The organism is Leptothrix mechoopdaensis (SeqCode), from assembly GCF_053893855.1.
This window is the reverse complement of the sequence record NZ_CM132699.1, coordinates 3207352-3225902: the sequence shown is the minus strand read 5'-3', so window position 1 is coordinate 3225902 and position 18551 is coordinate 3207352. Positions and strand designations below refer to the sequence as shown.

Genomic DNA, 18551 nt, shown 5'->3' with positions numbered 1-18551 from the left:
CGTCGGCAGATCGATTCGACGGGGGAATCTGTTCCGCTTTTGTGCCGGTCTTGTTCCGCTTGTGTTCCGGATTTGTTCCGGTCGCGTTCCGGTTGTGTTCCGGTCGTGTTCCGGTCGTGTTCCGCTTTGGCTGTGCCTCTCTTCGATTCGGCCCGTTCCCATCGATGAATTTGACCTCGAAGTCATCGCCCAAAAGGCTTCGATTCGAGATCAGACTGAAGGCGTTGGTGAGTGCAGAGATAGGCGCATTGGCGCCAGTTGTCGGACACGGTCCGACCTGCTCTCCGAGCTCAGGAGTCCGAGATGAACCCGACCGCGCGAGACCGGATCAGCGTCGACCTGCAGGGCCTGAAGGCGGCGCTCTTGAAGCGTGCCGACGAGATGGGCGTGTCGCCGTCGGACGTCGTGCGCCGTGTGCTGGCCGATGCATTGGCCGCTCAACCAATTGGCCACCGATCCGACCGGCCCCGTGGCTCGCGGCGTTCGCGCGGCGCCGTCCAGCGGGTGTCGCTGCGCATGCGGCCGGTTCACGTGCTGGCCTTGAACGACGCGGCCCGTCGAGCGGGCTTGAGCCTGGGCGACCACGTGGCCGGCCTACTCGAGGGTGTGGCGGCGCTGGGCGGTGAAGGCGACCGGCTGGGGAGTCTCGCGGCGCTCACCGCCTCGAACGCCGAGATGTCCAGCCTCGGCCGTGACCTGCGCCACCTGACGAACTTGCTGGCCCGTGGCGAGAGCCAGGCGGCGAGGTTCTATCGGGAGCGTCTCGACACGGTGGCCGACGAGGTGCGAGCTCACCTGCGCATGTCCTCTCGGGCCTTGTCCGATCTTCAGCCGCGACGTTCAGTGCAATCCGCCCGTCCGTGACTTCAGGAGGTTGCCATGACATCCGTTTCGAACATTGACGGGGTGCTCGTGCTGCGGGGTGACCGGCTGTTCTATCCCGGCAACCGGATGCGGCGGAGCTCAACGCCGAAGCTGTCGGCCGAGGCGACAAGGCAGCGAGCCAGCCATCTAGGCATGGCTTGCGCAAGACGACCAATCGGTCGTGTGACTGCGTGATCGCCTCGCCCCATGTTCCCGTCCCTGCCCCCCGCCGCACCATTCAGAGTCTTGGGGGGGGCCATCTGCGTGACCCGATGCGCCGTGTGGGCAGCCGCTGGCCAGGCGGGCCCTGCAGAATGATGGGCTTGCTGATGGCCTCGCGCAGGTAGCCACCTCTTCCATGGATCGCTTTCAAGCCATCGACGCCTTCGTCCGCGTCGCCGAAGCCCAGAGCTTCGCCGCCGCCGCGCGCCAGATGCGGGTCTCGCGCTCGGTCATCACCGAGCGTATCCAGCAGCTCGAGGCCTTCATCGGCGCGCCGCTGTTCCACCGCAACACCCGCAGCGTGCGGCTGTCGGACCTCGGCCAGGCCTTCTTGCGCGAGTGCGTCGACCTGGTCGGCCGCACCAACGAGGTGGTCGACCAGATGCGCGGCGCCGGCACCGCGCCGGTGGGCAAGCTGCGCGTCCACGCGCTGCCGGGCTTCGTGCTGGGCCATCTGGCCGGCGTGCTGCGCGAGTTCCAGTCGCGCTACCCGCAGGTGTCGCTGGAGATGGTCGTCAACGACGCCGCCATCGACCCGGTCAAGGAAGGCTTCGACTGCGCCCTGCAGATCTTCCCGCCGCGTTCGGAGGAACTGGTCTCGCGGCGCCTGTTCCCGGTCCGGCGGGTCTTCTGTGCCACGCCCGCCTACCTGGAGCAGCATGGCCGGCCGCTGCATCCGCGCGAGATGCAGGCGCATCGCATCGGCTGGTATTCGGGCTATCCGACCCGCGAACGGGTGGTCTTCCACGGGCCGGACGGGCCCTATGCGACCGAACTGGCGCCGGTCATGCTGACCAACAGCGTGCACCTGCTGCGCGAATACGCCGAGGAACACGCCGGCATCGTCTGCCTGCCCACGCTGGTGGCGGGCGAGCCGGTGCTGGCCGGCAAGCTCTCGCTGGTGCTGCCGCAATGGCAGCTCAGTTCCTTCTGGCTCAGCGTCTTCTACCCGGCCCTGATGCGCAGCTCGCTCAAGCTGCGCTTCTTCCTCGAGATGCTCAACGAGAGCTTCCACGGCGGCGAGCCGCCCTGGGATCAGGCGCTGCTCGCCGCCGGCCTGATCGACGCCCGTCTGGTCGACTGAAGGAACAGGGTTTTCCCCTGTGATTGTTCGGTTGTTCCGAACAAAGCGGTCGAACACTGCCCGCTAGTGATCCCTAGGGCCGGCTCCTAGACTGGCGCCAAGCGCAGACGGTGAAGACCGCGCTGCGAGCGGCAGACCCCAGGAGACTCACGATGCAAGACCTTCAGTACGTCACCCAGTTCGGCTCGATCTCGTCCTACGAGAAGGGTGGTGTCCAGGCCATCGACGACGACGTCAAGAACTACGCCTTCTCCAATTGCTTTGAAATCGCGAACAAATCGCGGCCCTACGAGAAGGTGGTCTTCGGCCAGAACCAGATCTACGTGCTAGAGACGCTGCGCGCCGACGGCAGCTCGCCGTGGTTCACCTGTGCGCACGACGAGTTCGCGCTGTGCATGGACGGCGACGTCGAGGTCCACCTGATCCAGCTCGATGCCGCGCAGCGCGTGGCAGACACCGAGAAGAACGGCGCGGTGCTGGTGCAGGGCGAACCGCGCGGTGCCCGCATGGGCTGGATGCGCCTGAAGCGCGGCCACCAGGGCCTGCTGCCCAAGAACACCGCCTACCAGTTCCGCTCGGCCAGCCCCGGCGTGCTGGTGCTGCAGACCTGCAAGGGCGAGCTGTCGATCGAACGCTGGGCAGAGATCTGCCAGACGGCCTGACCGACCCGACACGACGCCCACCGACGCTTCCAGGAGTTCCCCATGAACGCACCCGCCGACATCGCCCACGTGATCGCCAGCCAGCCCGACCCGACGCTCGGCTACAAGGCCTTCGAGCTGGGCGGCTTCCGCTTCCGCCGCGACGAGTACTTCGCCCACATCAACTGGACCACCCGCGACGGCCGCCCGCTCTCGCACACCATGGATATCGGCAACTTCCTGCGGGCGCTGATGCGCGACGTGGCCTGGGGCTTCTTCTACGGTGGCGTCAACTTCGATCACGTGCTGGGCACGACCAACCACTACAAGACGGTCGACCTGTACTGCGGCAGCTTCAACGGCACGATGAAGGACGCCGGCGTCGACCGGCTCGAGAACTTCCCGACCGAGCAGATCGGCGCGACCTTCTTCGCCATCCTCGACGACTGGACCAACGCCGGCTTCGACCCCTTCGGCGCACCGCAGGAAACCGGCTCGCCCTATGGCCGCAAGAGCGGCAACAACACGGCGGCCATCACCCGCGCCCGTGAACTGGCGACCCGCTGCGTCGGCCTGAAGGGCGACCTGAACCTGCGCAGCGACGAGCGTGGCGCGCCCGTCAACCGAGGCTTTGCCGACGTGCCGCAGGAGCAGCCCGAGCTGCATCCCGAGCCGGGCTTCGAGAACGAGGTGCACGCCTTCAACCTGTTCGGCTTCCTGTCGCGCAGCCAGGTGACCTGGAATCCGAGCTTCACCAGCGTGGTCAAGTACAGCTACATGTGCCCGACGACGGAAGAGCACATCCTGCCCATCATCCACGCCAACGACCGGGTCGAGTGGTTCTTCCAGATGACCGACGAGATCCACTGGGACTGCGCCGACAAGCACACCGGCAAGCCGCTGGCCCGCGTGATCATGAAGGCCGGTGACATGGCTGCCATGCCGGCCTACTGCCGCCACCAGGGCTACAGCCCGAAGCGTTCGATGCTGCTGGTCTGGGAGAACGGCTCGCCGAGCCTGGTCTACGAGATCCAGAAGGGCGAGTCGCCCGAAGTGCCTGTGAAGTTCTGAACCCCCCCCGGAGCGGCTGACGCCGCACCCCCCCGGGGGGGCGCACGGGTGGACCGGCGGAGCCGGATCCACCGTGCGTGCTGGGGTGTCGGGCGCCTGGTGGCGGCCCTCCTCATTCTTTGGATGCGTTATGAATCTCGCGGATATCGAGGCTGCGGTGGGCTTGCGCACGCCCATACGGCACCAGCTTTTCATTGATGGGCAGTTCGTCGACGCGCTCGACGGGCAGACGCTGGCGACGCTGAACCCGCATGACAACTCGGTCATTGCCGACGTGGCGATGGCGGGGGCGGCCGACATCAACCGGGCGGTCGCGGCGGCGCAGCGGGCGTTTGCGGGCTGGAGCCGCATGGCGGCGGCCGACCGGGGGCGCATCTTGCTGCGCCTGGCCGATCTCATCGAGGCGAATGCCGAGGAACTGGCGCGGCTGGAGTCGCTCGACACCGGGCATCCGATCAAGGACAGCCGCGCGCTGGACGTGCCGCGCACCGCCGCCTGTTACCGCTACTTCGGCGGCATGGCCGACAAGTTCCAGGGCGACGTGATTCCCGTCGAGGCGGGCTTCCTGAACTACGTGCAGCGCGAGCCCATCGGCGTGATCGGCCAGGTCGTGCCGTGGAACTTCCCGCTGATGTTCACCAGCTGGAAGATGGCCCCGGCGCTGGCCGCCGGCAACTGCATCGTCATGAAGCCGGCCGAGATCACGCCGCTGACCAGCCTGAAGATCGCCGAGCTGATGAGCCAGGCCGGCCTGCCCGACGGCGTCGTCAACATCGTGCCGGGCCTCGGCCACGTCGCCGGGCAGCTGATCGCCGAACACCCGGGCATCGGCAAGATCGCCTTCACCGGCAGCACCGCCACCGGCCGGCGCATCGTGCAGGCCAGCGCGGGCAACCTCAAGAAGGTGCAGCTGGAGCTGGGCGGCAAGGGCGCCAACATCGTCTTCGACGACGCCAACCTGACCGCGGCGGTCAACGGCAGCGCCTGGGCCATCTTCCACAACCAGGGCCAGGCCTGCATCGCCGGCAGCCGGCTGATGCTGCACGAGCGCATCGCCGACGAGTTCCTCGAACGCTTCACCGCGCTGGCCAGCACGATCCGGGTCGGCAACCCGATGGACCCGCAGACCGAGATGGGCCCGCTGACCAGCCGCCAGCATCGCGACCGCGTGCTCGGCTATGTCGACGTGGCGCGCGAGCAGGGCGGCGAGGTGCTGCTCGGCGGGCGTGCGCCGGGCGGTGACCTGGCCGCTGGCTGCTATGTCGAGCCGACGGTGGTGCGGGCCCTCAGCGCGGCCGACCGCATCGCGCAGGAAGAGGTCTTCGGCCCCTTCGTGACGGTGCTGACCTTCAAGGACGATGCCGAGGCCCTGCAGATCGCCAACAGCACCGACTACGGCCTGGGCAGCGGCCTGTGGACGGGCCAGCTGCAGCGCGCCCACCGCTTTGCCCGCGAGATCAAGGCCGGCATGGTCTGGATCAACAGCTACAAGCGGGTCAACCCCGGCTCGCCCTTCGGTGGCGTGGGCCAGAGCGGCTACGGCCGCGAGATGGGCTTCGAGGCCATGCGCGAGTACACCCAGGTCAAGAGCGTCTGGGTCAACGTCGATGCGCAAATCGCCCCTTGGTATCTGCGGTGACCGGCATGTCCCCCTTCGTCTACACCAGCCACCCGCAGCGCGTGGTGTTCGGCGCCGGCAGCCTGGAGCAGGTTGGGGCCGAGGTCGCGCAACTGGGCGCGAGCCGTGCGCTGGTGCTGTGCACACCCGAACAGGTCGACAGTGCCGAGCGGGTGGCCCGCCATCTGGGCGACCGCTGTGCCGGCATTCACCCGAAGGCGGTGATGCACGTGCCGATCGAGTCCGCACGGGCCGCCCGCGGCGAGGCCGAACGGCTGGGCGCCGACTGCGCCGTGGCCATCGGCGGCGGCTCGACCACCGGCCTGGGCAAGGCCATTGCGCTGGAATCCAGCCTGCCCATCCTCGCGATCCCGACCACCTACGCGGGCAGCGAGATGACCTCGATCTGGGGCATCACCGAGGACGGCGTGAAGAAGACCGGGCGCGACGCCCGCGTGCTGCCGCGCACGGTCCTCTATGACCCGCTGCTGACACTGACCCTGCCGCTGGCGATGAGCCTGACCAGCGCGATGAACGCGATCGCCCATGCGGCCGAAGGGCTCTACGCGCACGACGGCAACCCGGTCGTCGCGCTGATGGCCGAGGAGGCCATCCGGGCCAGTGCCGCCGCGATGGGCGGCCTGCTGCGCAACCCGCAGGACCTGGCCGCACGCCACGATGCGCTGTATGGCGCCTGGCTGGCCGGCAGCGTGCTCGGTGCGGTCGCGATGGGCCTGCACCACAAGCTCTGCCACACGCTGGGCGGCAGCTTCAACCTGCCGCATGCCGAGGTCCACACCGTCGTCCTGCCGCACGCGCTGGCCTACAACGCCGAGGCCGCCGCGCCGGCCATGGCCCGCATCGCGCGGGCCTTGCGGGCTGCCGGCGAGGCGCAGGTCGGCGACCGGCCGGTCGATGCCGCCATCGCGCTGCAGGCCCTGGCGCGCCGCGTCGGCGCCCCCACCACGCTGGCCGCCATCGGCATGCCCGAGGACGGCCTGGACCGGGTGGCCGACCTGGCGGTGAGCACGCCCTACCCGAACCCACGACCGCTCGTGCGCGACGCCTTGCGCGAGCTGCTGCAGCGGGCCCAGGACGGCACGACACCCGCGTCCTGAACGATCGATTCCCCAACAAGCACGGAGACCGCCATGACCATGAACCGCCGCCACTTTGTCCAGGGCACCGCCGCCCTGACCGCCTCCACCGTCACGCCCGTGCTGTGGGCAGCCGACGTGGTCAAGATCGGCTATGTGTCGCCGCAGACCGGCCCGCTGGCTCCGTTCGGCGAGGCCGACAAGTGGGTCATCGAGCAGATGAAGGCCGCGTTCAAGGACGGCCTCGTCATCGGCGGCAAGAAGCACGAGGTGCAGATCGTGCTGAAGGACAGCCAGTCCAGCCCCAACCGCGCCGGCGAGGTGGCCAATGACCTGATCCTCAAGGACAAGGTCGCGCTGGTGCTGACGGCGGGCACGCCCGAGACCGCCAACCCGGTCAGCGATGCCTGCGAGCTCAACGAGATCCCCTGCATCAGCTCGGTCGTGCCGTGGCAGCCGTGGTTCTTCGGCCGCAAGGGCAACCCGGCCACCGGCTTCGACTGGACCTACCACCTCTTCTGGGGCCTGGAGGACGTCATCGCCAACTTCACCAACGGCTGGAACAGCGTGGCCACCAACAAGAAGGTTGGCGGCCTGTTTCCCAACGACGGTGATGGCAATGCGTGGGGCGACAAGGAGCTGGGCTTCCCCAAGCCGCTGGCCGGCATGGGCTACACGCTGACCGACCCGGGCCGCTTCCAGAACGGCACGCAGGACTTCAGCGCCCAGATCGCCGCGTTCAAGAAGGACGGCGTCGAGATCGTCACCGGCGTGGTCATCCCGCCCGATGCCAAGACCTTCCTGACCCAGGCGCGTCAGCAGGGCTTCAAGCCCAAGGTCATCACGCTCGGCAAGGCGCTGCTGTTCCCCGGCGCGATCGAGGCGCTCGGCGACCTGGGCCACGGCCTCAGCACCGAGGTCTGGTGGACGCCGTCGCATCCCTTTGCCTCCAGCCTGACGAAGCAGTCGGCCAAGGCGCTGGCCGAGGCCTACGAAGCCGGCACGAAGAAGCAGTGGACCCAGCCGATCGGCTTCGCCCATGCGCTGTTCGAGGTGGCCTCCGATGCCCTGCGGCGCAGCAAGTCGCTGAAGGCGGCCGATGTGCGCGACGCGGTCGCGGCGTCCAAGCTCGACACCGTCGTCGGCCCGGTGGCCTGGGGCGGGCAGGGGCCGTTCAAGAACGTCAGCAAGACGCCGCTGGTGCTGGGCCAGTGGGTCAAGACGCCGGCCGGCTCGAAGAACAAGGTCGAGCTGGTGGTGGTCAACAACGCGGCGGCGCCCAAGGTGCCGGCCGGCGGCAAGCTGTCGCTGCTCTGAGCGGCGCGCGCCCCGAAGTCCGCCATGTCGCTGCTCGTGCTCGACCAGGTCTGCAAGTCCTACGGGGCGCTGAAGGTGACCGACGGCATCTCGCTGTCAGTCGCGCCGGGCGAGACGCTCGGCATCCTCGGCCCCAACGGCGCCGGCAAGACCACGCTGTTCAACCTGATCTCGGGCGACGTGCGGGCCGACAGCGGCCGCATCCGCTACGACGGCCGCGACATCGGCACCCTGCAGCCGCACCAGCGCTGCCGCGCCGGCATCGGCCGCAGCTACCAGGTGCCGCAGCCCTTCGGCCACATGACGGTGTTCGAGAACCTCGTCACCGCCGCGGTCTTCGGCGCTGGCCTGAGCGAGAAGGCGGCCTGGCAGCGTGCGGCCGAGGTTCTGGAACAGACCGGCCTGAAGGCCCAGGCCAACCGCCTGGCCGGCAGCCTGACGCTGCTCAACCGCAAGCGCCTCGAACTGGCCCGCGCGCTGGCCACCGACCCGAAGCTGCTCCTGCTCGACGAGATCGCCGGCGGGCTGACCGAACACGAGGCCCACGAGCTGGTCGAGGAACTCGGCCGCATCAAGGCCCAGGGCGTCACCATGGTCTGGATCGAGCACGTGGTGCATGCGCTGCTGGCCATCGCCGACCGGCTCTTCGTCATCAACTTCGGCCGAGCGCTGGCCGAGGGCAAGCCGCAGGACGTCATGGCCGACCCGGACGTGCGCCGGGTCTACATGGGGATCGAGGCATGAGCACGGCCAACCCTCACGCACCCCTGATCGAGACCCGCGGCCTGTGTGCGTCCTACGGTGACGCGCAGGCCCTGTTTGGCATCGACTTCCGGCTCGCGGCCGGCGAGGTCGTCGCCATCATCGGCGCCAACGGCGCCGGCAAGAGCACCTTCCTCAAGGCGCTGACCGGGCTGGTGCCGGTGGCGGCCGAACAGTTCCGCCACGAAGGCGCTGCCATCGGCGGCCACTCGCCCGCACGCATCGTGCGCCGTGGCATCGCGATGGTGCCGGAGGGCCGGCGGCTGTTCCCCAGCCTGACGGTCGAGGAGAACCTGCTGATGGGCGCACAGGCCGGCCGACCCGGACCCTGGTCGTTGGACCGCCTGTACGCGATGTTCCCCGTGCTGGCCGAGAAACGCCGCAACCCGGGCACCGCGCTGTCGGGCGGCCAGCAGCAGATGGTCGCCATCGGCCGGGCGCTGATGAGCAACCCGCAGGTGCTGCTGTGCGACGAGCTGTCGCTGGGCCTGGCGCCCATCGTCATCAAGGAGATCTACGACGCCCTGCCGAAGCTGGTGGCCGAGGGCCTGAGCGTGGTCGTCGTCGAACAGGACGTCGGCACCGCGCAGCGCGTGTCGGACCGCCTCTACTGCTTCCAGGAGGGCCGCGTGTCGCTGACCGGCGCCAGCCTGTCGGTCACCCGCGAGCAGGTCAGCGCGGCCTATTTCGGCATCGAGCCCGCCTGAGGCCAGGACCATGCAAGCGATCTTCGACATCCTCATCCCCGGCCTGCTGCTGGGCAGCCTGTACGCGCTGTTCGCGCTGGGCCAGTCGCTGATGTTCGGCGTCATGCGCCTGACCAACACCGCCCAGGGCGACTTCATCGTGCTGGGCGCCTTTGCCGCCATCTCGCTGGTCGCGCCGCTGATGGGCGCCGCCGGCGGCCTGCTGGCCGTGCTGCTGGCGCTGCTGTTGCTGTTGCCGCTGGCCTTCGCGGCCGGCTACCTGCTGCAGCGCCAGGTCCTCAACAGCACGCTGGCCAGCGGGGTGCGCAGTGATCCGCTGCCCTCGCTGGTGGTGACCTTCGGGCTGGCCATCGTGATCCAGAACGGCCTGCTGGCGGTCTATTCGGCCGACCCGCGCTCGATCGACGTCGGGGCGCTGGCCACGCAGGCCATCGTGCTGGCCGATGAACGCTCGGTCGGCGTGTTGCCGCTGCTGATCGCGGCCGTCGCGCTGCTGGCCACCGCCGGCCTGCAATGGCTGTTCGGCCACACGGCGCTGGGCCGGGCCTTCCGCGCCGTCTCGGACGACCGCGAGATCGCCGAGACCATGGGCCTGGACGCCCGCCACGTCTATGCGCTGGCGACCGCCATTGCCTTCACGCTGATCGCGCTGGCCGGCGTGCTGCAGGCCATGCGCACGACGGTCTCGCCGTCCGACGGCCCGCTGCTGCTGCTGTTCGCCTTCGAGGCCGTGATCATCGGCGGCATGGGCTCGTTCTGGGGCACCTGGTTGGGGGCGCTGCTGCTGGGCGTGACCCAGCAGGTCGGCTTCCGGCTCGACCCCGGCTGGGGCATCTGGGTCGGCCATATCGTCTTCCTCGCGGTGCTCGTGGTGCGTCCGCAGGGCCTGTTTCCCAAGACCAAGGCTTGAGCCGAGATGACTGCTGCCGTCGTAGTTCCTGTGATGCCTGCCGGGCCGGCCGCCGAGACCGTCGAGGTCATCCGCGCCACGCGTGCCAGCCGGATCGCCCTGTGGGTCGGCCTGGCGCTGGTCGTGCTGGCCGCCACGCTGCCGGCCTGGGGTGAACCGAGCTGGATGCGCGAGTTCGTCGAGATCGCCTGCTACTTCCTGTTCGCGCTGATGTGGAACCTGCTGGCCGGCTACGGCGGCATGGTGTCGATCGGCCAGCAGGCCTATTTCGGCCTGGGCGGCTACGTGATGCTGATGCTGGCCAACTTCGGCGGCGTCAAGCCCTTCGTCGCGATCGGGCTGGGGGCGGTCGTCGCTGCGGCGGTCGCGGTGCCGGTCTCGCGCATCGCCTTCCGGCTGCAGGGCGGCTACTTCGCGATCGGCACCTGGGTCATCGCCGAGGTCTTCCGCCTCGGCTTCGCCAACCTGGCCCTGGTCGGCGGCGGGTCCGGCACCAGCCTGACGGCGCTGCGCGGCATCCCGAAGGCCACCCGCGAGAGCCTGACCTTCTGGACCGCGCTGGCCTGCGTGGTGCTGGCACTGGCCGGCGTCTACCTGTTCCTGCGCAGCCGCCAGGGCCTGGCGCTGCAGGCCATCCGCGACAACGAGGTTGCCGCCGAGAGCCAGGGCATCGCCGTGGGCCGCATGAAGCTGGCGGTCTACGTGGTCGCCTCGGCCGGCGCGGCGCTGGCCGGCGGCCTCTACTTCGTCGGCAACCTGCGCATCAGCCCGGACGCGGCCTTCAGCGTCAACTGGAGTGCCTTCGCGATCTTCATGGTCGTCATCGGCGGCATCGGCCGCATCGAGGGCCCGCTGATCGGCGCGCTGGTTTTCTGGGGCCTCAACAAGGCCTTCAGCGACTGGGGCAGCGCCTACCTGCTCGGCCTGGGCCTGCTGGCCATCGTCATGACGCTGCGCTTCAAGCAGGGCCTGGCCGGCTGGCTGCACCAGCGCTGGGGCCTGAGCCTGTTCCCGACCCGCCGCACGCTGCGGCTCTGACCCGGACCCACCATGCGCAACATCGACGCCCAGACCATCACGCCCGCCTTCCTGCAGCGCATCGAGGGCTGCGGCAGCCCGCGCCTGAAGCAGGTCATCGGCGCACTGGTCACCCACCTGCACGACTTCGCCCGCGAGGTCGAATTGACCGAGGACGAGTGGATGGCCGGCATCCAGTTTCTCACCGCGACCGGGCAGACCTGCAGCGCTACGCGCCAAGAGTTCATCCTGCTGTCGGACGTGCTGGGCCTGTCCATGCTGCTGGTGGCGCAGAACCACGACAAGCCGGCCGGCTGCACCGAGGCGACCGTGTTCGGGCCCTTCCACACCGAGGACGCGCCGCAGCTGGCCGACGGCGCCGACCTGCGCGGTGGCGCACCCGGTGAGCCACTGGACGTCGAGATCGAGGTCCGCTCGCTCGACGGCCGGCCGCTGGCCGATGCCGAGGTCGATGTCTGGGAGGCCGACGCGGACGGGCTCTACGACGTCCAGCATGCCGACCTGCCGGAGCGCCGAGCCCGTGGCGTACTGCGCACCGATGCGCAGGGCCGGGCCCGATTCACCGCGCTGCTGCCCACGCCCTATCCGGTGCCGACCGACGGTCCGGTCGGCCAGCTGCTGCTGGCCACCGGCCGGCATCCGTGGCGACCGGCGCATGTGCACTTCCTGATCCGCGCGGCGGGGCATGAGACGCTGGTGACCCACATCTTCCGCGAAGGCTCGGATCACCTCGACAGCGACGTCGTCTTCGGCGTGCGCAGCTCGCTGGTGGCCGACATGCCGATGCAGGCTTCAGGCCGGCATGCGCTGCGCCACACCTTCGTGCTCAACCCCGTCGCGGCCGAGGCGCCGTGATCTGCCACAGCGTGCTCTGGCGGCTGCACGACCCGCGCGACGCCGTGACCTTTCAGGCCGAACTCCTGAGCTGCCGCTCGATCGTTGCCGGCACCCGCCGCTACGACGTCGGCCTAGCCCGGGACGACCTGCCCGGCAACGTCGACGTGGCGCTGGTGGCGTGGTTCAACGACCGGGCCGCGCTCGAGGCCTACCTTCAACACCCCCAGCATCAGGCGGTGAGCCAGCGCATCGGACCGCTGCGCCGCGAGCGCCACGTGCTGGACTTCGAGATCCCCGAATGATCGACAAGCTGATGCCCACGCTGGCCGCCGCCGTGGCCGACATCGCCGATGGCGCCACCGTGATGGTCGGCGGCTTCGGCACCGCCGGCCTGCCCAACGAGCTGGTGCACGCCCTGATCGACCAGGGCGCGCGCGAGCTGACCATCGTCAACAACAACGCCGGCAACGGCGATACCGGGCTGGCCGCGCTGCTCGGTGCCGGGCGGGTGCGCAAGATCATCTGCAGCTTCCCGCGCCAGGCCGACTCCTGGCACTTCGACCGGCTCTACCGCGAAGGCCGCATCGAGCTGGAACTGGTGCCACAGGGCAACCTGGCCGAGCGCATCCGCGCAGCGGGTGCCGGCATCGGCGGCTTCTACACCCGCACCGGCTACGGCACGCCGCTGGCCGCCGACAAGGAGACGCGCGAGATCGACGGCCAGATGCATGTGCTGGAGTCGCCCATCCATGCCGACGTCGCGCTGATCAAGGCCGAACGCGGCGACCGCTGGGGCAACCTGGTTTATCGCAAGACCGCGCGCAACTTCGGGCCGGTGATGGCCATGGCCGCGCGCTGCACGATCGCGACGGTGCACGAGGTGGTCGAGCTCGGTGCGCTCGATCCCGAGGCGGTCGTGACCCCCGGCCTGTTCGTGCAGCGGGTCGTGCCAATCGAGCGGGCCGTCACGGCGGCCGGCGGATTCAAGGCGGCGGCCTGAAGGAGACATGCCCATGAAACGCTGGACCCGAGACGAGATCGCGCAGCGCGTGGCGCGCGATATCCCCGATGGCGCCGTGGTGAACCTCGGCATCGGCTTGCCCACGCTGGTGGCCAACCACATCCCGCCAGAACGCGAACTGATGATGCACAGCGAGAACGGCGTGATCGGCTTCGGCCCCGCGCCGGCCGAGGGCGAGGAGGACTACGACCTCATCAACGCCGGCAAGCAACCGGTGACGCTGCTGCCGGGCGGCTGCTATTTCCACCATGCCGACAGCTTCGCGATGATGCGCGGCGGCCACCTCGACATCTGCGTGCTCGGCGCCTTCCAGGTCTCCGGCGGTGGCGACCTGGCCAACTGGCACACCGGTGCGGCCGACGCGATTCCGGCGGTGGGCGGCGCGATGGACCTGGCCGTCGGCGCGCGCCAGACCTGGGTCATGACCGACCACGTCACCAAGTCCGGCGAGCCCAAGATCGTCGACCGCTGCACCTACCCGCTGACGGGGCTGGCCTGCGTCAGCCGCATCTACACCGACCTGGCCGTGCTCGACGTCGTGCCCGGCGGCCTGCGCGTGATCGACCGGGTCGACGGCCTCGACCGGGCCACGCTGCAGGGCATGACCGGCGCCCTGCTGGTGGATTGAACGGACGCCTGCTGCCCATGACCCTCGCCTACATCTGCGACGCCATTCGCACCCCCTTCGGCCGCTACGGCGGCGCGCTGTCGTCGGTGCGTGCCGATGACCTCGGCGCCATCCCCATCCGTGCGCTGATGGAACGCAACCCGAACGTCGACTGGTCGGCCGTAACCGACGTGCTCTACGGCTGCGCCAACCAGGCCGGCGAGGACAACCGCAACGTCGCCCGCATGAGCGCATTGCTGGCGGGCCTGCCGATGGACGTGCCCGGCGCGACCATCAACCGCCTGTGCGGCTCGGGCATGGACGCCATCGGCTCGGCCGCGCGCGCCATCAAGGCCGGCGAGGCCGGGCTGATGATCGCCGGTGGCGTCGAGAGCATGAGCCGCGCGCCTTTCGTCATGCCCAAGGCAGAATCGGCCTTCTCGCGCAGCAACGCGGTCTACGACACGACGATAGGCTGGCGCTTTGTCAACAAGCTGATGAAGGCGCAGTACGGCGTGGACTCGATGCCCGAGACGGCCGAGAACGTCGCCACCGACTTCGGCATCGACCGGGCCTCGCAGGACCGCATGGCGCTGGCCTCGCAGCTCAAGGCCGTGGCGGCGCAGAAGGCCGGCGTGTTCGCGGCCGAGATCTGCCCGGTCACCATCCCTCAAAAGAAGGGCGATGCGGTGGTTGTCAGCCTGGACGAGCATCCACGCGAAACCAGCCTCGAAGCGCTGGCCAAGCTGAAGGGCGTCGTGCGCCCGGACGGCACCGTGACCGCTGGCAACGCGTCGGGCGTCAACGACGGCGCCTGCGCGCTGCTGCTGGCCGATGAGGCGAGCGCGGCGCGTCACGGGCTCACGCCGCGAGCCCGTGTGGTCGGCATGGCCACGGCCGGACTGGCCCCGCGCATCATGGGCTTCGGCCCGGCCCCGGCGACACGCAAGGTGCTCGCGCTGACCGGGCTTCGGCTTGATCAGATGGACGTGATCGAGCTGAACGAGGCCTTCGCCGCCCAGGGTCTCGCGGTGCTGCGCGACCTCGGCCTCGCCGACGACGACGCCCGCGTCAACCCGAACGGCGGCGCCATCGCGCTCGGCCACCCGCTGGGTGCCAGCGGTGCGCGGTTGGTGACCACCGCCGTCAACCAGCTGCACCGCATCGGCGGACGCTACGCGCTGTGCACCATGTGCATCGGCGTGGGGCAGGGGATCGCAGTCGTCGTCGAGCGGGTCTGAACCGGACCGACTCACCGATGCGCGAGCTTCGCGTCATCGGTGGGATCATGGTGTTCCACCAGGACCCTCTGCCATGCCTTCCTCGCCCGACATCTTCCAGATCTGCCTCGTCGTCCCCGACGCCCACCTGGCCAGCGCCCACTGGTCCCGCGTGCTCGGCCGGCCCGAGGCGCCGGTGGAGACCCTATTCGCCGGCGGCATCGTGCACCAGACGCACGGCCGGCCGACTACACCGACCTGCAGGTCGCCAAGTACGACCTCGGTCACCTCGTGCTGGAGCTGATGCAGCCAGGTCCCGGCCCCAGCCCGTGGCGCGATCACCTCGATCGGCATGGGCCGGGTGTCTTCCTCGTCTGCCTGAAGGTGGATGACCGAAGGGCCTTCCAGCAGACGCTCGGCGAGATCGGCGTGGGCCTGCCGTACCACGTGGGCTACTGGCCGGGCGGGTCCTACAGCTATGTCGACTCGAAGGCGGCGCTCGGGCTTGAGCTCAGCGTCAATCATGCAGCCGACCACACCTTGCTGATGCAGGCGCTGCTGAGCGGCGCGGCACAGCCCCTCGACGAGATGCGCTGAACCATGAGCCAGAAGCTCACCCTCACCGAACTGCGCGCCCTGCTGGCGCGGCGGGCCTCGACCAGCGTGCTGGAGACACTGGATGTCTTCAGCGGCGAGCGCACCGTGCTGAAGGTCTTCGACGTCGTCATCGAGGCGCCGAACTGGACGGCCGATGGCCGCACGCTGGTCTACAACAGCCAGGGCGGCATGTACGCCTACGAGCTGGCCAGCGGCGAGGTGCGCCGCATCGACACTGGCTACGCGGTCGACTGCAACAACGACCACGTGATGTCACCGGACAACACGGAACTGGCCATCAGCCACTTCGCGCACGAGGACGGCGCCTCGCGCATCTACATGCGTGCCCATCGGTGGTGGCGAGCCGCGACTGGTGACCGAGCGTGGCCCGAGCTACCTGCACGGCTGGTCGCCCGACGGCCGTCGACTGGCCTATTGCGCCGAGCGGGGCGGGCAGTACGACATCCACACCATCGACATCGACGGTGGCCCGGAAACGCGCCTGACCGACACGCCCGGGCTGGACGACGGGCCGGAGTATTCGCCCGACGGCCGCCACATCTGGTTCAATTCGACCCGCAGCGGCCTGATGCAGGTCTGGCGCATGGGCGCGGACGGCAGCGAGCCGACCCACATGGTCCAGGAGGACCGCAACAGCTGGTTCCCGCACGTCTCGCCCGACGGCCGCTGGGTCGTCTACGTGGCCTATGGCCGTGACGACGTCGCCCCGGGCGACCACCCGCCCGACCGCCAGGTCGAGATCCGCCTCGTGCCTGCCGAGGGTGGCGAGAGCCGAGCCCTGGTCCAGCTGTTCGGCGGGCAGGGCACGATGAACGTCAACTCGTGGGCGCCGGACAGCCGGAGTATCGCGTTCGTGTCGTACCGTGGTTGAGTCCTGCAGGCCAATCGAATACTTGCGGCCTTCTGACTGCCGCAGCTTGGGGTGGACGCCTCCAGCAGGTCGGCGAGGTCATGTCCAACGCCTTGGCGTAGTCTTCAAAGGACCGAGGCGTCGCTCGGTGCGGTGCTGACGCTTTGTCGTATTTCTGTACCTTGCCCGCGGCTGGCGGCCGAGGCCTTGGCACATCGTGTCCAGTACGTGCACGTCAAGGGCGTGCAGCGCCGTCCTGACCGGTGGGTCGCGGTCATGCCGGAAGATTCGGCCGCGCCTTGGCGCTCGGTGCTTCGTTGTCTTCCGGTTGCGGCGCCGTGGGCGATCGAATACCCGCTGAGCGGTGAGAGTGCGGCGGAGGTGGCCGCGCGTGAGATTTCGCTGCTTCGAAAAGTGCTGCCATCTCCGACGCCGAGGACCTAGTGAACTGCTGTCGCCGCCCGCTCCGCCGAGCTCAGCGTGTAGACCATCAATGTCATCACCGCCATCGGCCTGACGCTGTCAAGCACGGGCGTTATGTAGGAAGCCCGTTCCTTCACTCCCTTGAAATCGACACCGACGATGATGCGTCCGTCCGGCAACCTGTTGATGCCGAACAAGTCGCCGTTGGACGGCGCGCGGCCGTTCACAGTGTGATGCGCCACGAGCTGCGCCACCGTCCAGTAGGCGGAGTCAGTGAAGTTGGAATGGCTGATGCGCTCGGCGGCTTGGCCGTCGCGGGGCATGTCGAGGCAATACCTGACGGCGTCACGCTGATGATCGGTGGCTTCATGGGCGTGGGCTCGCCGCAGCGTCTGATCCTCGAACTGGTGCGGTAGGACTCGACCGGGTTGACAGTCATTTCAAAAGATTCGGTGCGTCCGGGCCGAGGAGTGGGCCGGCTAGACAGCCCAGGCCGCCCGTTTCGGAAGTCTGCATCTCCCGCTCGATGTTCCTCGGCGCACGCTCAAGCTACAGTTCTGCCCTGCTGACATTCTCTGGTTCCGTCGCTGAACATCGTGCAGCTGACCCCTGTGGGGTGAGTTGTGGGGTTCGGGCGATAAGTCGAGGCAAAACAGGTGCAAGAACAACGGCTTAGGCGTCAACTCGACGAACAGGTCCAGAACGTCGAGTGAACGGAGTGACAGAGATGGAATACCCCGGCAATCTCTACGTCGTCGCCGCCCCTTCCGGAGCCGGCAAGTCCAGCCTGGTCAAGGCGCTGCTGGAACTCGATTCGCGCCTGATGGTGTCGGTCTCCCACACGACACGTTCGCCGCGCGGCCAGGAGCGCCACGGCCGCGAGTACTGGTTCATCGGCAAGGACGAGTTCCGCGCCATGATCGATCGCGGCGACTTCTTCGAGTGGGCCGAGGTGCACGGCAACCTCTACGGCACCTCGCGCGCCGCGATGGAGGCCCGCCTCAGCCAGGGTGAGGACGTCGTGCTCGAGATCGACTACCAGGGCGCGTTGCAGATCAAGCAGATCTTCCCGACGGCGGTGCTGATCTTCATCCTGCCGCCGTCCTGGGACGAACTGCGTCAGCGCCTGCTGCGCCGTGGCGAGGACGCCGGCGAGGTCATCGAGCAGCGCATGGTCAACGCGCGCCATGAGGTCGCGCAGGCCCGGCACTTCGATTACGTCGTGGTCAATGCCCTGTTCGAGACCGCCTTGTTCGACCTGAAGGCGATCGTCCACGCGCAGCGGCTAAAATGGGCGGCTCAGCGTCGCAGCCGGTCGGCTGTGTTCGACGCCCTTCAACTGAACTGACGCCGCCACAGGGGGCAGCCCGCCGGGCTGGCTCCTCATGCCGCTGGATGGAAATCACATGGCCCGCATCACCGTCGAAGACTGCCTGAACAAGATCCCGAACCGCTTCCAGCTGGTGCTTGCCGCAACCTACCGCGCACGCATGCTGAGCCAGGGTCACGCGCCGAAGGTCGAGACCAAGAACAAGCCCGGCGTGACCGCGCTGCGCGAGATCGCCGCTGGCGAGGTCGGTCTGGAGATGCTGCGCAAGGTGCCGGGCTGATCGGTCCGCGCGCTCGCTGAAGGATCCGGCCTCG

The 18551-nt window shown here is 68.8% G+C and carries 22 protein-coding genes; 21 read left to right on the top strand and 1 reads right to left on the bottom strand.

Annotation, left to right across the window (positions count from 1 at the left end; genetic code table 11):
- Positions 1-303: 303 nt before the first annotated feature.
- The 19 genes from ACWA7K_RS13960 (at position 304) to ACWA7K_RS13870 (ending at position 16505) form a co-directional block, all read left to right on the top strand.
- The gene (locus tag ACWA7K_RS13960; RefSeq protein WP_456161995.1) at positions 304-864 is read left to right on the top strand and encodes a hypothetical protein; all 561 of its coding nucleotides are present in this window, start codon (positions 304-306) and stop codon (positions 862-864) included.
- A gap of 358 nt (positions 865-1222) precedes the next feature.
- Complete coding sequence (locus ACWA7K_RS13955; RefSeq protein WP_456161994.1) at positions 1223-2170, top strand: LysR substrate-binding domain-containing protein; 948 nt, start codon at positions 1223-1225, stop codon at positions 2168-2170.
- 152 nt (positions 2171-2322) lie between these two features.
- Positions 2323-2832, top strand: a complete 510-nt coding sequence (locus ACWA7K_RS13950) for a hydroxyquinol 1,2-dioxygenase (protein ID WP_456161993.1) — start codon at positions 2323-2325, stop codon at positions 2830-2832.
- Positions 2833-2874: 42 nt separating this feature from the next.
- Positions 2875-3882: a hydroxyquinol 1,2-dioxygenase gene (locus tag ACWA7K_RS13945; RefSeq protein WP_456161992.1), complete on the top strand. Its 1008-nt coding sequence runs from the start codon at positions 2875-2877 to the stop codon at positions 3880-3882.
- A 175-nt stretch (positions 3883-4057) separates the two neighbouring features.
- Positions 4058-5521, top strand: coding sequence for an aldehyde dehydrogenase family protein (locus tag ACWA7K_RS13940; protein ID WP_456168824.1), 1464 nt, complete (start codon positions 4058-4060; stop codon positions 5519-5521).
- 5 nt (positions 5522-5526) lie between these two features.
- Positions 5527-6618 carry a maleylacetate reductase gene (locus ACWA7K_RS13935; RefSeq protein ID WP_456161991.1) on the top strand — a complete coding sequence of 364 codons (1092 nt, stop codon included), beginning with the start codon at positions 5527-5529 and terminating at the stop codon, positions 6616-6618.
- A 33-nt stretch (positions 6619-6651) separates the two neighbouring features.
- A complete protein-coding gene (locus tag ACWA7K_RS13930; protein WP_456161990.1) occupies positions 6652-7914 on the top strand; it encodes an ABC transporter substrate-binding protein in 1263 nt (420 codons plus the stop codon).
- A 24-nt stretch (positions 7915-7938) separates the two neighbouring features.
- Positions 7939-8658, top strand: coding sequence for an ABC transporter ATP-binding protein (locus ACWA7K_RS13925; RefSeq protein ID WP_456161989.1), 720 nt, complete (start codon positions 7939-7941; stop codon positions 8656-8658).
- Positions 8655-9383 (top strand): ABC transporter ATP-binding protein, encoded by a 729-nt coding sequence (locus ACWA7K_RS13920; RefSeq protein ID WP_456161988.1) that lies wholly within the window; start codon positions 8655-8657, stop codon positions 9381-9383. Before ACWA7K_RS13925 ends, ACWA7K_RS13920 begins: the two co-directional genes overlap by 4 nt.
- A 10-nt stretch (positions 9384-9393) precedes the next feature.
- On the top strand, positions 9394-10293 hold the full coding sequence (locus ACWA7K_RS13915; protein WP_456161987.1) for a branched-chain amino acid ABC transporter permease: 900 nt from the start codon (positions 9394-9396) through the stop codon (positions 10291-10293).
- Positions 10294-10299: 6 nt separating this feature from the next.
- Positions 10300-11331 carry a branched-chain amino acid ABC transporter permease gene (locus ACWA7K_RS13910; protein WP_456161986.1) on the top strand — a complete coding sequence of 344 codons (1032 nt, stop codon included), beginning with the start codon at positions 10300-10302 and terminating at the stop codon, positions 11329-11331.
- 12 nt (positions 11332-11343) lie between these two features.
- Positions 11344-12186, top strand: a complete 843-nt coding sequence (locus ACWA7K_RS13905; RefSeq protein ID WP_456161985.1) for a dioxygenase family protein — start codon at positions 11344-11346, stop codon at positions 12184-12186.
- Positions 12183-12470, top strand: a complete 288-nt coding sequence (locus ACWA7K_RS13900; RefSeq protein ID WP_456161984.1) for a Dabb family protein — start codon at positions 12183-12185, stop codon at positions 12468-12470. Before ACWA7K_RS13905 ends, ACWA7K_RS13900 begins: the two co-directional genes overlap by 4 nt.
- Entirely contained in the window at positions 12467-13168 is a 702-nt protein-coding gene (locus ACWA7K_RS13895; RefSeq protein ID WP_456161983.1) for a 3-oxoacid CoA-transferase subunit A, read from the top strand. The genes ACWA7K_RS13900 and ACWA7K_RS13895 overlap by 4 nt, the downstream gene beginning before the upstream one ends.
- Before the next feature lie 13 nt (positions 13169-13181).
- Positions 13182-13817 carry a 3-oxoacid CoA-transferase subunit B gene (locus ACWA7K_RS13890; protein WP_456161982.1) on the top strand — a complete coding sequence of 212 codons (636 nt, stop codon included), beginning with the start codon at positions 13182-13184 and terminating at the stop codon, positions 13815-13817.
- A 17-nt stretch (positions 13818-13834) separates the two neighbouring features.
- A complete protein-coding gene (gene pcaF / locus ACWA7K_RS13885) occupies positions 13835-15037 on the top strand; it encodes a 3-oxoadipyl-CoA thiolase (RefSeq protein WP_456161981.1) in 1203 nt (400 codons plus the stop codon).
- A gap of 73 nt (positions 15038-15110) precedes the next feature.
- Positions 15111-15320, top strand: a complete 210-nt coding sequence (locus ACWA7K_RS13880; RefSeq protein WP_456161980.1) for a hypothetical protein — start codon at positions 15111-15113, stop codon at positions 15318-15320.
- Positions 15320-15613, top strand: a complete 294-nt coding sequence (locus ACWA7K_RS13875; RefSeq protein WP_456161979.1) for a hypothetical protein — start codon at positions 15320-15322, stop codon at positions 15611-15613. Before ACWA7K_RS13880 ends, ACWA7K_RS13875 begins: the two co-directional genes overlap by 1 nt.
- A gap of 343 nt (positions 15614-15956) precedes the next feature.
- Positions 15957-16505, top strand: a complete 549-nt coding sequence (locus ACWA7K_RS13870; RefSeq protein WP_456161978.1) for a hypothetical protein — start codon at positions 15957-15959, stop codon at positions 16503-16505.
- 419 nt (positions 16506-16924) lie between these two features.
- Here the strand turns inward: ACWA7K_RS13870 and ACWA7K_RS13865 are convergent, their stop codons facing one another.
- Positions 16925-17230, bottom strand: a complete 306-nt coding sequence (locus ACWA7K_RS13865; protein WP_456161977.1) for a hypothetical protein — start codon at positions 17228-17230, stop codon at positions 16925-16927.
- Positions 17231-17634: 404 nt separating this feature from the next.
- Here ACWA7K_RS13865 and gmk point away from each other — a divergent pair, with 404 nt between their 5' ends.
- Together gmk and rpoZ are read left to right on the top strand one after the other, a co-directional pair.
- Positions 17635-18255, top strand: coding sequence for a guanylate kinase (gene gmk, locus ACWA7K_RS13860; protein WP_456161976.1), 621 nt, complete (start codon positions 17635-17637; stop codon positions 18253-18255).
- A gap of 58 nt (positions 18256-18313) precedes the next feature.
- Positions 18314-18517 carry a DNA-directed RNA polymerase subunit omega gene (gene rpoZ / locus ACWA7K_RS13855; protein ID WP_130483027.1) on the top strand — a complete coding sequence of 68 codons (204 nt, stop codon included), beginning with the start codon at positions 18314-18316 and terminating at the stop codon, positions 18515-18517.
- Positions 18518-18551 lie beyond the last annotated feature (34 nt).